Source organism: Malonomonas rubra DSM 5091 (assembly GCF_900142125.1).
GTDB lineage: Bacteria > Desulfobacterota > Desulfuromonadia > Desulfuromonadales > Geopsychrobacteraceae > Malonomonas > Malonomonas rubra.
On the sequence record NZ_FQZT01000024.1, the window covers coordinates 15,546 to 31,045 of the forward strand.

Consider the following 15,500-nt stretch of genomic DNA (forward strand, 5'->3'; position numbering starts at 1 on the left):
GTTCATTAAGTCTACAGCAAAGCGCGACTTTCTCCAGTGGTGGCGGCTGCCTCAGGCTTGGTTACGCTGAAACCGTTTCAGCAGCAGCGTATTGAGCATCAGTACCAGATAGGACAGACCGATGGAAAGCAGGCAGAGGGAGAGTGCCCCCGCTTCACCACCCGGTGTGCTGGTGTAATCGTAGATCGCCAGCGGGATGGTCTGGGTAACACCGGGGATATTGCCGGCGAGGATGATGGTGGCACCGAACTCGCCGAGAGAACGGGCGAAACAGAGGGTGCTGCCGGTGATCAGCGCCGGGATCGACAGCGGCAGCACCACCGTACGCAGGCAATCGAACCAGCCGGCACCGAGGGTGCGGGAGGCATGGAGAAGTTGTGGATCGATCTGCTCCATACCCAGGCGAATCGAACGCACCATCAGCGGCAAACCGATGACAGCACAGGCGATCACCGCCCCCTTCCAGTTGAAAATCAACTGGATACCGAACTTTTGCAGCAACCCGCCGAGCGGACCCTGCCTCCCGAGCAGCAGCAACAGCAGGTAGCCGACGACGACCGGCGGTAACACCAGGGGCAGATTGATCAAACCATCGAGTAACGCTTTGAAGCGCAAGCGCCCGAAGACCAGCAGCCAGGCCAAACCGAACCCGACCGGCAAGGCAACCAGGGTTGCCGCCGAGGCGACTTTAGCCGAAAGCCAGAGGGCCTGGTAATCTGTCGGGGACAAAATGAGCATGCTTATTCTTCCGGGATTACAAATCCAAATGTCCTAAAAACGCCTTGGCTCAACGAACTGAAGAGGTAAGCGAAGAACACTTTCGCCTCAGGCTTCCCCGCACCAGTCACAGTCAGCGCCGCCGGATAAACCACCGCCGGATAAAGCTTTTGCGGCACGGCAAAAAGAACCTTCGCCTGCTTCGCCAGCAATGCGTCGGTATGATAAACAAAAGCGCCGTCAACCTCTCCACGGTCTGCATAGAGCAATGCCTGACGCACATCTTTGGCGAGGATCAATTTCTGCTCATTCTGCAAATGAGCATAGATTCCAGCGTTTTTCATCGCCTGCTCGGAATAGCGGCCAACCGGCGTCGCCTTCGGGCTGCCGATGGCGATCCGCTGCAGCCCTGGCAGGTCAGCCATCGATTTCGCAGTTCCTGGCATGCCGACGAAAACCAGTCTATTCTGAACCAGCACCTGCTCTGACGGATCGTCGATCAAACCTTGCTGCTGCAGGTACTGCATCCACTTGGAGTTGGCGGAAATATAGATATCAGCAGGGGCCCCGGCAGAGATCTGTTTTGCCAGGGCTCCGGATGAGGCAAAATTGGGTAACAGTTGGCTTTCGGCATGATTCTGCTGGTAAACAGCGATAATATCTTTGACCGCATCGGTCAAGCTGGCGGCAGCAGAGATACGGATCTCCTCAGCCTCAACGGAAACACTGAAAGCAAAAAGTAACAGAATAAGGCAGAGAGTAAATATCAGCTTTTCTTTCATCAAACCAGCCTCCTGAAGGCAGATGCCTTGATCGCCGCATAGACTGTCATGCCGACATCCATGTTCAGCTCAAGCGCTGCTTCACGCACAATCTGGGCAATCAGCTCCTCGCCATTGCAATTGAGTTTCACCCCGACCGAGCCCCCCTGCGGAATCAGCTCGGTGATTTTCGCCGTCAACAGGTTTCGTGCCGACAGCGCATGTGGATGATTTTTAAACAACAGGATATCTTTACTCGACAACTCGAACAGGCCGGCTTGCGGCTGCTCATGATCGGTCAGCAGCAACTCGTTCTCCCCCCAGCGATAACCGAGCATGCCACCGACTTCGCGCGGTTCACTTAGCTCGAGGTGGTTCAGGTAGCCATGCCGGTTGCCGGTCATCCGCTGGCGGGCCAAGGTTTCGGCATCGCTGGTTTCCTGCAATTGGCCATCGGCAAAACAGAGAACCTGATCAGTGAGCAGCCTCATTTCGCTGAGGGAGTGGGAAATATAAAGATATGGGATTTCGAATCGGCGCAAAGTTTTACGCAGAAAAGGGATGATCTGCTCTTTCAGGCGCTTGTCGAGAGCGCTTAAAGGTTCATCCAGGATCAAAAGGTCGGGACAGGCGAGCAGTGCCCGCCCCAGTGCAACCCGCTGTTTCTCCCCCCCGGAGAGTTTACTGACACTGCGCTTGAGAAGACGACTGATATCGAGCGCTTCGGCAACATCCTCAAGCAGCAGCTTGCGCCGCTCAGCCGGAGTCCGGTGAAAACCATAAAGCAGGTTGCGTTCGACGTTGAGGTGCGGGAACAGGTGAGCGTGCTGAAAAACCACTGACACTCGTCGCTGTTCCGGATTGCGATTTATTTTACTGATGCTATCGAACAGGCATCGGTCATTCAGGTGAATCGTCCCGGCATCGGGGCTCACTAAACCGGCCAGCAGGCTGCTGAGGGTCGATTTACCACTACCGGACGGCCCAAAGATACCAATACGAGCCCCTTCGACCTGGAAGCCGGCGGCAAACTCGAAGCGGCCGAAGGATTTCATGACCTCAACGTTGAGTTTCATTTTTTCTACCTCTGCGATTTCGCAGAATGAGGGTGGCACCTATCGGGTGCGTAAAATCACAATTAACTGCATGGGCAGTCAGTGCAGTACCGGCGGCTTGCAGCCCGCCAGGTGTTTAAGGTCGTGGGCGTGCGGGGCCGAGGCCCCGCAACCTTGATGTTGTCTTTAGCTGGCCAAAGCAGAAGCCGCTTCCAGTGCTTCCAGATCAATATCCTTCCCCACAACCCCAGCCGCATCGGCACGGCACTGCTTACAATGCCGTGCCTGCGAAAGAATCAGTTCGGCCTGGTTGCGCACCATCTCCATGGTGAATTCGGACGGCCGCTCGACATGAGCGAACTTGCCGACCGGAATAATCGGCATGATGTTCATCATGTCAGCCCCCAGGTCGCGCACCTTCACAGCAAGATCAAGGGTTTCATGATCGTTGTAACCCGGGATGTAGACATGATTGACTTTCACCATCATCCCGGCCTTGGCGGCCATCTCCACCCCTTTCAACTGCTCCATCAGCAAAATTTCGGCTGCTTCTTCGCCGCGGATTTTGGTGCCGGCAAAATGAATCCACTCGTAAACTTTGGCCCCGGTCTCAGGGGTCAAGGCATTGATGGTCACGGTCAGGCTGGTGACCCCGGCTTCGACAATCTGATCGAGCTTTTCCGGCAGGCGCAAACCGTTCGTCGACAGGCAGAGCTTCATCTCCGGGAACTTTTCACGCACCAGTCTGAATGCCTCAAAGGTTTTCGGGTTGGCCAGCGGATCACCAGGGCCAGCGATTCCGACGACTTTCAACTCGGCTCCACCCTGCTTTTCCATATGCTGCTTGACCAGTTCAACTCGGCGCAACGCCTGTTCAGGAGTCAGCACTTTGCTGGTAATTCCGGGGCGGCTCTCATTGACACAGTCGAACTTTCGCTCGCAGAAACCGCACTTGATGTTGCATCCGGGCGCGACCGGCAGGTGAATCCGACCTGCCTTGTTATGATCGCCACCAAAACAGGGGTGATCTGTTTCCTGCTTCATCTTCATCATCGGGCATCCAGTTGCCATAGCTCTCATCCTCTCTAAAACACAAAAACGCTTCCGAAAATCATCTCGAAAGCGCCTTTGCTAACTGTTTGTGTAGAAAACCCCGCAGAACGACTCCATGTTCCCGGGGCTTCATTGCCTGTATGTGTTGAGTGACCACGTCGTCACTCGAAATAACATCAATTGTTGCGAATCAATAAGAGCACAGGCCGTGCCAACTTTGAAAGGACGCGAAAACGTTGGATTTCGGGAATTTAACAGAAGGAATGCCTAAGCATTGTGCAGAAAAAGAATGCGATGCCCGCTATTTCTCATTTTATCTTCGTGGGTACCAGAGCTCCACTTCCGGCGCTTTCCGCTCACGTTTCTCCAGGGCCTTGTCAGCAAAGCGCTGCTCTTTGACCGCAATGTTGGAGGAGAGGCCCTTGCCGACTGGCTTGACGTACACACTGTAATCAGCAGAAAAAAAGTGAATCAACATGCCTTGGGTCCCGCCAAGATTGGACGATTTCAGGGGAATATTTTCCCGCTGCAGGAAGTTGCGCAGAAAACGGATATTGATTTCCCCGACGCTGCCTTGACTGTGCAGCCGATTCAGTGCCGGCAGCACATTGGCGCCACCGAACGCCTTTGCCTGCAGATTTTCTACCTGCGCCCCTTTCGCCAGCATGCCGTTAATCAACAGCTCCATAGCATTCACACCATAGCGCCCGGCTTCACTTAAAAAAGGTCTGTTCTCCGGGATATATTTACGTGAGGCGAGCATGAAATGATTCATACCGACGATCCGGTTGACCGGATCATAGAGACAGGCAGCAACGCAGGAACCGAGCAATGTCGTGAGGACAACATCCCCGGTCGCAATGGCATGCTCACCGGGACTTACCTGGTAGCGCTTTTTTTCCTCCAGGGCTGTTTTCAGGTCAACAATCAAAAAATCATCCTGCTTCAGAAAATTATCATTCAATAATTTTCTATTTTTAACATAACAACCATTTCAGTCACAATTCGAAACAAAAAATAAGTGTTCTCTTAAAAACAAAAAACTCCTGGTCGTAAATCAACACAGGAGTTTACTTCTGGCCATGAAAAAAATTGGGCCGAACCGCCCCCTCTGAGCGGTCCGACCCTCGCCAATGGCCATTGCATCTCTGGAAAAATCAGATACTGAATAAATTGCTAATTCACCTCAAAATCAGGCATGCGGGCAATTTCCCTCAGATCGTGCGCCTTTACATCCCCCACTGCACACCGAGTCGTGTGCGAGTTTCAAAGCATCGGCTATCGGACCGGTCGCAATCACCGGAGTGATACCCGCTTTAAGCAGTTCCTGCTTCGGCATTTCACCTATCATCTCAGTGAGCAGGGCTTTGCAGCCATCAAGAGCCTCGGTGATAGCACCGAAGCGCGACTCATGAAAAGAATGGTTCGGATCTGAAGTGCAGTATTTTTCAACCGCAACGGTTTTGAGCGGCTCCGGGCTGCCACCGCCGTAATCGAAAATCAGAAACTGCTCGGCATGGCCAAAGTGTTGATCGACGTCAATACCCGATTGGGATGCGACTGCGATAAGCATGTTCGCCTCCTTTAGGCTTCCATGGTGGCGAAGGTGAAACACTTCTTCGGGCAGGCAACGCCACAACCGGCGCAACCGATGCAGGCATCGCCATTGACGATATCCATCTTCATGTTTATGGTGTCGGTCTCTTCGTCTTCGATCTCGACCGGGCCGAGAACTTTACGCGAGCAGGACTTGAAGCAGCGGCCGCAGCCGATACATTTCTCATGATCAACAGACTCGACGAATGTCGGAGTCCAGCTGGCACCCCCCTTGGTCAAACCAGTAATTAAAGCCATTTTCTATTCTCCTAAGATGTGAGTAGCGGCGATTTTCTCAACCGCCCGTTTTCGACGCGGGCGACTGGGCGCCCCTACATTAATGGGTTCCTTTGAGCATTGCCTTACGCAGCCATGGTGGCGGGGTTCCCTTGAGAACTTCCTGCAGCTTTTCCACCACTTCGGTGATCGGCTCCTTGGTTTTGCTTTTGAGGGGATGGATCTTTTTCGCCACCAGTCGGGCTGCCGCCGGCCCGCCGATCTCGCCGACGTAAACCAGCGCACACTCATCGAGAGCTGCACCACGAGCCTCAATCCGATCAGCAGCGTCGCCCCCTTCTTCGGTCACCTGGATCACGCCGGTAAATTCCGCTTCCTCCGGCCCGATATTCCAGATGTAAAATTCTTCAGCCCGGCCAAAATGCTCATCAATGTGAACCTTGTCGGTGCTGGCAAATGCGACTTTCATGCTTAATCCTTTACTTTCTTTTCCAGATACAATTTCAAATCGACGGGTGCGGATCATCTTTCACCCCCACCCCAGCCCTCCCCCGAAGGGGAGAGAGAGGTTCTACAGGTTTGGTACTCCGTCTCAGGAGCGAGCAATTTTGCGCAAGGTCAAGGAAGGTAAGAAATCGCGCGGAGGCGTAGCAGGGCTACGCCGCACAAGTGGATTTCGCAACCTGACGCAGAGATTGCGTAAAAGGGCCGCTCCCCTATCTCATCATTTCGAACCATTGGTCCTCGCAGGTCTCATCCATGATGTCCAAGAACTTGTTGGCAATCATGCTGAGCATATTGATAGCGCCGGTATAACCAACGACCGGGCTGCGGTGCAGGTTGACGCGGTCGATGATCGGGAAACCGATGCGGAACAGTGGAATCTTGGCATCGCGGGCAACCCATTTACCGTGGGTGTCGCCGATAATGCCGTCGACCGGGTCGGTCATCACCAGGCTGCGCATATGCCAGAGGTCCTTGTTGATGTAGCAGGTGCAACCTTCGCCGTACATGGAGGTCTCGAGCAGCGCGTCCATCTCTTTCTTGAACTTCTTGGTGGCGCGGGACACAACGACGTACCAAGGGCGAGCACCCATTTCGAGCAGGAAGCTGACGATACCGATAACATAATCCGGGTCGCCGAAAACGGCGAGCTTCTTGCCGTGCAGGTACTGGTGAGCGTCGGTCATCGCATCGACGGCGCGGGCACGCTCGTCTTTCAGTTCTTGAGGAACTTCTTTGCCGAACAGCTCTGCCAGTTTGAGAATGAACTCATCGGTCTTCTTGACCCCGAACGGCATCGGCATCACTTCCTTGGCACCGGCATACTCAGCGTTGATGAACTTCATGGTGTGAAGTGTCGAATACTTCTGCATGGCGATGGTCGCCTTACCGTTAATCGACTCGGCTGCGTCTTCCAGCTTGGTCCCACCTGGGTACATCTTGTACTCGCCGTCGCAACCGGAATCGAATACTTCGGAGCTGTCAGCCAGCATGGTGTAAGGGATATCCATCAGGTCGCAGATCCGCTTGTATTCGCGCAAGTTACCGACGTTACCGTCGAAACCGGGGATAATGTTCAGTTTGCCGGTGCACTTGTCCTCAACGCGCTGATCTTTGGTCAGATCTTTGAGGATGCTGAGCAGCATCGAATCGTAGCCGTGGATGTGGGTGCCGTTGAAACTCGGGGTGTTGGCATAGGGGGTAGGAAGATCTTCCGGGATCAACCCTTTCTGCTTGGCGTTCCTGATAAATGAGGTCAGGTCGTCACCGATAACTTCAGGCATACAGGTGGTGTAAACCGGCATCATCTTCGGCTTGTACAGGGTGTAAGCGTTCTCCATACCTTCATGCAGGTTGTTCTGACCACCGAACACCGCTCCGTCCTCAGTCATGGCGTCGCAGGTTGCAGCAGACGGCTCACGATAGTGGCGGGTAAAAGTTGACCGGAAGTAGGACGCACACCCCTGGGAACCGTGAACGAACGGCAGGGAGCCTTCGAACGAGGTCGCGACCATCTGGGCACCGAGCGGCTGACAGGCATGGGCCGGGTTGACGACCAGAGCCTCGCGGGCCATGTTTTTCTCTTTATATTCCTCGGTGTTGATCCAGGCTTTGACCTTTTCGATCTCTTCCGGGGTATGTTCAGTTACTTTTCTTAGTGCTGCTTCGCTCATGGCGATAACTCCTTATCTTGCTGAATGTGAGGCACTGCTCGCAGTGCCTCAACAGAATCATTCCTTAAAACGGGCTCTTGACCAGTCCCCAAGTCGGGGAGTTGATCGCCATGTCGATGTCACGGGCAAAGATCTTGAATCCTTCGTAACCGTGATACGGACCGGAGTAATCCCAACTGTGCATCTGGCGGAAGGGGATACCCGATTTCTGGAAGACGTATTTTTCCTTGATACCGCTACCGACCAGGTCAGGCTTGAATTCTTCAACGTATTTCTCCAGCTCGAATTCGGAGACATCATCGTAGATCAAAGTACCTTTGGCCATCTCAGGAGCAGTCCGATCGTAGTCATCCTGGTGGGCGAATTCATAACCGGTACCGGTAATCTGGATGCCGAGATCCTCATAAGCACCAACAGTGTGACGTGGACGCAGACCACCAACGAACAACATGGCGGTTTTGCCGTCGAGACGTGGCTTGTACTCGTCGACGATCTCTTTCATCATCGGCTTGTACTTCTTGATGACCTTTTCAACGTTCTTCTTGATCTTGTCGTCGAAGCGCTCGGCGATAGCACGCAGGGACTCTTCGATCTTGGTCGGGCCGAAGAAGTTATACTCGAGCCATGGGATGCCCCACTTCTCTTCCATGACTTTACACATGTAGTTCATGGAGCGGTAACAGTGAATCAGGTTGAGCTTAACGGTGTGAGTCGCAGCGATTTTTTCTACTTCACCGTCACCAGTCCAGATCGACTTAACGTTCAGCCCGATTTCTTCGAGGATCGGCTTGGCGGCCCAGACGTCACCACCGATGTTGTAATCACCGATCAGGGCGACATCGTAAGGACCGGCTTTCTCGGTAAACTCGTACTTGCCGATGATGTGGTCGCGGATCGAGTCGTTGGAGATGTGGTGACCGAGAGACTGGGACACACCACGGAAACCTTCGCAGTTACAAGGAACGACCAGCTTGTCGAGCTCTTTTTCCATCTTCTTGGCGACGGCGTTGATGTCGTCACCGATCAGGCCGACCGGACACTCGGAGAGAATCGACAGACCTTTATTCAGCGGGAAGAGTTCGTTTGCTTCACGCAGCAGCTTTTCCAGTTTGGCGTCGCCACCGTAAACGATGTCGCGCTCCTGGAAGTCGGAGGTGAAGTCGAGGGGGAAAGAAGTGACGCCCGGAGTTCCCTGCATCAGGTTACGACGGGTACCCCAGCTGTAAACACCGCAACCGATCGGACCGTGAGAAACGTGCACCATGTCACGGATCGGGCCCCAGACAACACCTTTTGCACCGGCGTAAGCACAACCACGCTGACTCATGACGCCCGGGACAACCTTACGGTTCGATTTAACTGCACAAGAGGAAACAGAGGGCTCATTGGCACCAACGTGCGGTGCTCGCTTTTTCTGAGCTTTCTCCGGCATATGAGCCAGAGTTTCATCAATCAGCTTTTCTGTTCTTTCTATGGTAACGCCCTTGATGGGCTTACGTTCAGCCATTTATAGACTCCTAAATAGTTCAGTAATGTTGAAATCCCAACTTGGCCCATTCAAGGTGGACAAGTCGGCTCCGGATCGAAATGACGCCGATCCGGAGTCAAATCGCCTGCCTCTTACTCGTTTTCGGCTTTACCGACGATGCTCTCGTCTTCAGCTTCCATAATGCCGAATTCCATCAGCAGGTCTTCCAAGTCGTCCATTTCCAGCGGGGTCGGAACGACAAACATTTTGTTTTCGTCGATCTTTTTCGCCAGGGTGCGGTATTCCTCAGCCTGCTTGTGCTCCGGGGAGTACTCGATAACGGTCATGCGGCGCAGCTCGGCGCGCTGAACCTGGTTGTCACGAGGAACGAAGTGGATCATCTGGGTGCCGAGGCGCTCAGCCAGAGCAGTAATCAGATCGGCTTCGCGGTCGGTGTTACGGCTGTTACAGATCAGACCGGCGAGGCGAACGTTACCGGAGGAGGAGTACTTCAAAATACCTTTGGAGATGTTGTTGGCAGCGTACATCGCCATCATCTCACCGGAAACAACGATGTAGATCTCTTCCGCTTTGTTCTCGCGGATCGGCATGGCGAAACCACCACAAACAACGTCACCAAGAACATCGTAGAAGACGAAATCGAGGTCGTCAGTGTAAGCACCTTCTTCTTCCAGGAAGTTGATGGCGGTGATAACACCACGACCGGCACAACCAACGCCCGGCTCAGGACCGCCCGACTCGACGCATTTGACATCGCCGTAGCCCCACTTCAACACATCTTCAAGCTCCAGGTCCTCAACGGTACCGAGCTCGCGAACCTTGTCCATAACGGTTTCCTGCGCTTTAGCGTGCAGGATCAGACGGGTCGAGTCAGCTTTGGGGTCACAGCCGACGATCATGACCTTTTTACCCAGCGAAGCCAGACCGGCGACGGTGTTCTGGGTTGTGGTCGATTTACCGATGCCGCCTTTACCGTAGATAGCGATCTGACGCATTTTTTTGGACTTTTCCATTGTTCTTTTCCTCTCTTTTCGTGTGTGGTTTGCGACTCGACCGGCTCTTCGTCTCCGAGGCGGCATCCCCCTTGATGTGTCTGGATTTCCCGCCGATCTTGTCTTTTCAAAAAAGTGAAGCCCGGCCTGAGTTCATTATTAAATCGAATCAGGCCGGGCTCCGTTGCCCGGAAGCAGCTCCACCCTGGTGCCGCATCCGTTGTTCTTTTGCATATGAAATTGTCGTTGAACAAAAAAAGCCCAAAAGGGGTTTCTGGTGCCTCCACCAGGTTCCTTTTGGGCTTCGTTGCCGTAGTACAAAACCGATTCACTACGTCGTGATTCGCTTTCGTGTTACGCCTTCCCCTAATAGCAGGGGCTATGCCAAGATCAAATTATTTTTTTTAAAATATTGATTTTAAAGGTATTTTTCTTCTCATCGTCAAAATAGCGCCAATCTGAAGACGGAGCTTCAAGCGACATATCTTTTTCTGCATGCTCACAATTTGTGCACAAAAAATAGCCCTGTGCATCTGTTCGCAGCAGCCTAAAAACCTGATCTTTTCAGTCAGTCTTAAACAGAAAAAAGTCGGGAAAAAGCTAGCAAAACAGCAACTAACACATTGAAACCACAAAAAAACATAGTAAAAATTTAAATATGAAATTACTCCGCCTAACGTCCATCAGGAAAAACCTCACCATCCTTGTTGCTCTAGCGGTTTTGCCGGCGTTGGCGATCCTGCTCAATACCGGCATGGAACAACGCCGAGAGTCGATTGAACAGGCAAAAAACAACATTCTCGTGCTGACACATAGCATGGCTCAAGTTCAGGAAGATATCACCCGGTCTTTACAGCAACTGCTGTCTACACTGGCACTGCTTCCCGAAATTCAGGCGATGGATGCTGTCGACAGTCAGGAGCTTCTCTCCACAATCATGGCCAACAGGCCGGATTACCATAATCTGCTCCTTGTAAATCTTAACGGAGATGTCATTGCCGCAGGCAAAACATTCAACGCCACCAATCTGGCTGATCGCAAGCATTTTCAAGAGGCACTAGCCAAGAAAGAATTTGTCACAGGTGAGTTCATCATTACCCGCGTCGGTCCAAAGTCACACGTCTTCCCCTTTGGCTACCCTGTCATCGATAAGCAAGGGCAGATAAAAGGAGTCTTGACAGGTGCTGTCAATTTGAACCTGTTCCAACGTTTCCATGAACTCGCAACCCTGCCGGAAAAAGGCTTTATCGCCTTGACTGACAGTAAAGGCATCCGCCTGCTGTATTACCCGGAGAAAGCAACCAACCCGATCGGTGAACCGATAAATCGAAGCACTTGGGAAATGGCAAGCAGTGCAGAAGAACCGGGTTCCTTCATTCGCAAAACCTCCGATGGAAAGCGGAGCCTCTTTGCCTTCGAGCAGGTTCGGCTTCACCCCGGCTCATCCCCTTATATTTATGTTTGGGCTGGTATTCCTGAAAGCTATATCCTTGAGAACGCCAATGCCGCGCTGGCGAGGAATCTCCTGCTCATGCTGCTGGCGACGTTGCTGGCCTTTGTCATCTCTTTGATTATCGGTCGAAAAACCATTGTTTCGCCGATTAACGAGTTGGTCGATCTGACAAAGAAATTTGCCCTGGGGCAGTTCGATACCCGCAGTGACTTAAGCAAACAGGACACGGAATTCGGCACCTTAACAACAGCCTTCCACGAGATGGCTGAAGCACTGGAAAACAATCAAAAGATCCTGACAGAGAACGAAGCCCGTTTCCGCCTGATCATGGACAGCCTCGATGCGCTGGTTTACGTCGTCGACATGGAAACCTACGAGATCCTGTTTCTCAATGAATTCGGGCGGAAAGCGTTCGGCAATGTGATCGGGGAAATCTGTTGGCAGCACCTGCAGACTGGGCTAAGTGGCCCCTGCCCATTCTGCACCAATAAGTTTCTGCTCGACAAAAACGGACAGCCGGCGGGCATATACAGTTGGGAATTCTGCAATACGTTCAACAATCGCTGGTACTTCATCCATGACCGCGCCATCGAATGGGTCGATGGGCGAATTGTCCGACTGGAGATCGCAACGGATATCACCGAACGGAAAAGAGCAGAAACCCAACTGGCCGAAGAATCTGAGCGACTGGCGATCACGCTGCGAAGTATCGGCGATGGTGTCATCACAACAGATACTGCCGGCAAAATCATTCTGCTGAACCCTGTAGCTGAAAGAATCACCGGCTGGAGCCAGGAAGAAGCCCGGCAAAAACCTTTGCAGCGGGTGTTCGAAACAGATGGCGAAAACAACCTTTCTCTTGCTGAAGATCTCCTGTCGCCTCCAGGAACGAACGGCTTGAGCAAACAGATGACGCTCATCGACAAACGCAGGCAGCAGAAAACAATCGTCAGCAGCGCGGCCGACATCAAAGACAGTGGCGGCGATAAAGTCGGTATGGTCCTGGTGTTCAGGGACATTACTGAACAGTTACGCACTGAGCAGGAGTTGGCAAAAATCCAGAAACTGGAGTCCCTCGGCGTGCTTGCCGGCGGAATTGCCCACGATTTCAACAATATTCTGGCAGCCATTCTTGGCAGTCTCGACATGTCGTTACGCGACACAGAACTCTCAGAGAAAACCAAGCGCCGCCTCAATCAGGCGCTGAATGCCTCTTATCGTGCTCGCGACCTCACTTTGCAGCTCCTTACTTTTGCCAAAGGAGGAGAACCGATCAGAGAGAGCGCCTCACTGGCTGAAGTGGTGATCGACTCGGCCGATTTTGTCCTGCGCGGCGACAAGGTGGCCTGTCACTACCATTTCCCGGATGACCTGATGCTGGTTGATATCGACAAAGGCCAGATCAGTCAGGTGGTGCAGAATATCATCCTCAATGCGGGGCAAGCCATGCCAGGTGGCGGCGTTATCGAAGTCATCGCCTGTAATGCTGACGACACTGAACTCGACAATTTAGCGCTGCCCGCGAACAGGCACTTCGTTAAACTATCCATCAGCGACACTGGAACAGGCATCCCGCAGGAGGTCTTGAAAAAAATCTTCGATCCCTATTTTTCCACCAAGCAACAGGGAAGCGGCCTCGGCTTGGCAATCTGTCACTCGATCATCAGCAAACATGGCGGCACAATTTCGGTGGAATCAGCCATCGGCAAAGGAACCTGCTTTCACATTTACCTCCCCGCCGCCACCGGCAGCCTGACAACTAGCGACCAACCGATACCGACGTTCCTAAGCAAGCGCAAAGGGCGGATTATGGTTGTCGATGATGAAGAAGGTGTCAGAACCATCGCAACGGAAATGCTTAAAGAGATGGGGCACGATGTCTTGACTGCCGACGAAGGACAGCTGGCGGTCGATATCTACCGGAAAAACCTTGAGCAGAAGACTCCGATTGACGTGATGATCATGGACTTGACGATTCCGGGAGGGATGGGTGGCGAGGAAGCCCTGCAAAAAATTCTGGCGATCGATCCGGAGGCAAAAGCAGCGGTTTCCAGTGGATATTCAAACGATCCAGTGATGGCAAAATATGCCGACTACGGCTTCTCCGCGGCGATTGCCAAACCTTACCAGTTTGCCGATATGGCAAAAACCATCAACGAATTACTGGGCTGACCAGTAGCTACTCCTCAGAGTGCAAAGCCGCAGTGATTGCACCGATCCGCGCAGCCAGAGCGATTGGCCCCGGTTCTTTCGGTTTTGAACTGCCGGCGTTTGCTGAGATCGATTCAGCAGAAGCAATAAGCGCCTGGGCAATCACTCCAGCTGACCGCTTGACCACCTTATCATCATCTGCATGTTCGACGACCTGCTGCGCCAAAGCGCCCGACTCTTCCAGCTGCTTATCGCCGGCCAGCAAAAACAACCGATATGAGTCTGCGTAGGGAGCAATCAAGTCGAAAGCATATATCGCCCGTTCAAAATCACCGGAGCTCAAACTTGTATTCGCCTTAGTGTAGGTTTCTTCCAGTTTTTCGAAAGCGGCATCCAGCAACAGGTCATAAATCGGCCCGGAGAACTCAGACTTGCCACGCATGTACTGCGCCAGCTCTATTTTGCAGTAGATTTCCTGCTTGTTCGCCGCCACCTCTTTGATCAGGTCATCGTATCCAACATACACCTGGCGCGTTCTGGGAGTGATCGCGTTATCGTAATCTCGCAAACGGTAGTCGACGTTGAGGTTCTTCAGCAGACGGATAACGCCTCCGACATCAGCCTCTTTGCCGTTGCGGATATCATCAAAAACCTGAGCGCAGCTGTTGCGGTAAGCACTGTTCTGCTTTTCCCGCAAATAGAAATAGTCCTGTTCAGCCGCTGCTGAAAAAGCAGGCAACAGCGATGACAACAGCAGCAGTGCCGGCAAAAACAGCGAAATCTGTTTCATCATTCGTCTCAATCAGTGCACCTTTCACTGAGAAATCAGTGTTACGCCTTCTCTTTCACCAACAACCTTAAATGCGCTGTTCAATTCATCGACCGCAACCTGCTTCTCAAGCTCCTGCAGATCACTGGTCGCGCGGCTTTGCAGATAAGCCTTGCTGCCCTGATGATGGTAACTGACGATAACGTAATGCTGCTCTTTCGGCAGCACGAAGAGAGCCACATTTTCCGAGCTGCGGCAACCAGCGGCGACCAGCTCTTCGGCCGACTGCGGGAACATGCGATGCTGAGCGTAGTAACCTTCAAGGCTGTTACGACACCCGGCCACGTCATCTGCAGCGCGCTGATCGTAACTTTCTACCGACCCGAATCCGGGCAGCATCAGCAAAAGGGTCAACCAGAGCAGCATGACGAGTAATGGCACGCCAATCGACGCGTAATAGATCTTCTTCTCCGGCGCCTGATAAGTGCTGTTGAACTCATCGTCCGGCTTGATGGCGGAGCGGACAAACTCGACCAGCGCAATCACGCTGGGGATACCCGTCCAGAAAAAGAGCGCGTAGAGACCGGCATGCAGATACTTCTTCAGATAAATCTTATGACCACCGGCGCCACCCAGCAGCAGGGTGATCAGCAATAAAGGCAGTCGTCCCGCAGGGACGGCCGAGCCACCAATCGGCATACCGAAACCATCCATCGCTGGTGCAGCATCAGCGACCGGGGCACCAAAGCCATCTACCGCTGGAGCTTGCGCTGGAGCTTGCGCTTCAGCTCCACCAGCACCCCCGGGAGGTCCAGCAGGACCGGGGGGACCCGGTGGGCCTGGAGGGCCTGGAGGCCCGGGAGGACCAGCTGGGCCTTCAGGTCCCGGAGGGCCGGCCGGACCCGGAGGACCTTCAGGTCCTTGCGGGCCCTGCGGTCCTGCCGCACCGGAAATCTCAGCCTCTTCAGCCTCTTCAGCCTCTTCAGCCTCTTCAGCCTCTTCAGCCTCTTCAGCCTCTTCAGCCTCTTCAGCCTCTTCAGCCTCTTCAGC

General features: G+C 53.3%; 15 protein-coding genes. 1 reads left to right on the forward strand and 14 read right to left on the reverse strand.

Annotated features, from left to right (window positions below):
* Positions 1-51: 51 nt before the first annotated feature.
* The 11 genes from modB to nifH form a co-directional block, all read right to left on the reverse strand.
* Positions 52-738 (reverse strand): molybdate ABC transporter permease subunit, encoded by a 687-nt coding sequence (gene modB, locus BUB13_RS17280; protein ID WP_072910018.1) that lies wholly within the window; start codon positions 736-738, stop codon positions 52-54.
* Between the two features lie 2 nt (positions 739-740).
* Complete coding sequence (gene modA / locus BUB13_RS17285; RefSeq protein ID WP_072910019.1) at positions 741-1,499, reverse strand: molybdate ABC transporter substrate-binding protein; 759 nt, start codon at positions 1,497-1,499, stop codon at positions 741-743.
* Positions 1,499-2,554: a molybdenum ABC transporter ATP-binding protein gene (gene modC / locus BUB13_RS17290; protein ID WP_072910020.1), complete on the reverse strand. Its 1,056-nt coding sequence runs from the start codon at positions 2,552-2,554 to the stop codon at positions 1,499-1,501. The genes modA and modC overlap by 1 nt, the downstream gene beginning before the upstream one ends.
* Positions 2,555-2,719: 165 nt before the next feature.
* Entirely contained in the window at positions 2,720-3,604 is an 885-nt protein-coding gene (locus BUB13_RS17295; RefSeq protein ID WP_072910021.1) for a radical SAM protein, read from the reverse strand.
* Positions 3,605-3,899: 295 nt separating this feature from the next.
* The gene (locus tag BUB13_RS17300) at positions 3,900-4,550 is read right to left on the reverse strand and encodes a chemotaxis protein CheD (protein WP_139249423.1); all 651 of its coding nucleotides are present in this window, start codon (positions 4,548-4,550) and stop codon (positions 3,900-3,902) included.
* Positions 4,551-4,778: 228 nt separating this feature from the next.
* Positions 4,779-5,159, reverse strand: a complete 381-nt coding sequence (locus tag BUB13_RS17305) for a NifB/NifX family molybdenum-iron cluster-binding protein (RefSeq protein ID WP_072910022.1) — start codon at positions 5,157-5,159, stop codon at positions 4,779-4,781.
* 11 nt (positions 5,160-5,170) lie between these two features.
* Complete coding sequence (gene fdxB, locus BUB13_RS17310) at positions 5,171-5,440, reverse strand: ferredoxin III, nif-specific (protein WP_072910023.1); 270 nt, start codon at positions 5,438-5,440, stop codon at positions 5,171-5,173.
* Between the two features lie 79 nt (positions 5,441-5,519).
* Complete coding sequence (gene nifX, locus BUB13_RS17315) at positions 5,520-5,888, reverse strand: nitrogen fixation protein NifX (RefSeq protein ID WP_072910024.1); 369 nt, start codon at positions 5,886-5,888, stop codon at positions 5,520-5,522.
* A 247-nt stretch (positions 5,889-6,135) separates the two neighbouring features.
* Positions 6,136-7,596 (reverse strand): nitrogenase molybdenum-iron protein subunit beta, encoded by a 1,461-nt coding sequence (gene nifK, locus BUB13_RS17320; RefSeq protein WP_072910025.1) that lies wholly within the window; start codon positions 7,594-7,596, stop codon positions 6,136-6,138.
* Between the two features lie 64 nt (positions 7,597-7,660).
* Positions 7,661-9,103: a nitrogenase molybdenum-iron protein alpha chain gene (gene nifD / locus BUB13_RS17325; protein WP_072910026.1), complete on the reverse strand. Its 1,443-nt coding sequence runs from the start codon at positions 9,101-9,103 to the stop codon at positions 7,661-7,663.
* A gap of 113 nt (positions 9,104-9,216) precedes the next feature.
* Positions 9,217-10,080, reverse strand: a complete 864-nt coding sequence (gene nifH, locus BUB13_RS17330; protein WP_072910030.1) for a nitrogenase iron protein — start codon at positions 10,078-10,080, stop codon at positions 9,217-9,219.
* 655 nt (positions 10,081-10,735) lie between these two features.
* On the opposite strand from nifH, the gene BUB13_RS17335 reads away from it, so the two are divergent.
* The gene (locus BUB13_RS17335; RefSeq protein WP_084092279.1) at positions 10,736-13,702 is read left to right on the forward strand and encodes an ATP-binding protein; all 2,967 of its coding nucleotides are present in this window, start codon (positions 10,736-10,738) and stop codon (positions 13,700-13,702) included.
* Between the two features lie 7 nt (positions 13,703-13,709).
* On the opposite strand, the gene BUB13_RS17340 is transcribed toward BUB13_RS17335, so the two are convergent.
* The 3 genes from BUB13_RS17340 to BUB13_RS19310 all read right to left on the reverse strand — a co-directional run.
* Entirely contained in the window at positions 13,710-14,471 is a 762-nt protein-coding gene (locus BUB13_RS17340; protein WP_072910028.1) for a hypothetical protein, read from the reverse strand.
* A gap of 24 nt (positions 14,472-14,495) precedes the next feature.
* A complete protein-coding gene (locus tag BUB13_RS19190; protein WP_244151908.1) occupies positions 14,496-15,149 on the reverse strand; it encodes an NINE protein in 654 nt (217 codons plus the stop codon).
* A gap of 53 nt (positions 15,150-15,202) precedes the next feature.
* A partial coding sequence (locus tag BUB13_RS19310; RefSeq protein ID WP_244151909.1) for a hypothetical protein occupies positions 15,203-15,500 on the reverse strand: 298 nt, incomplete at its 5' end.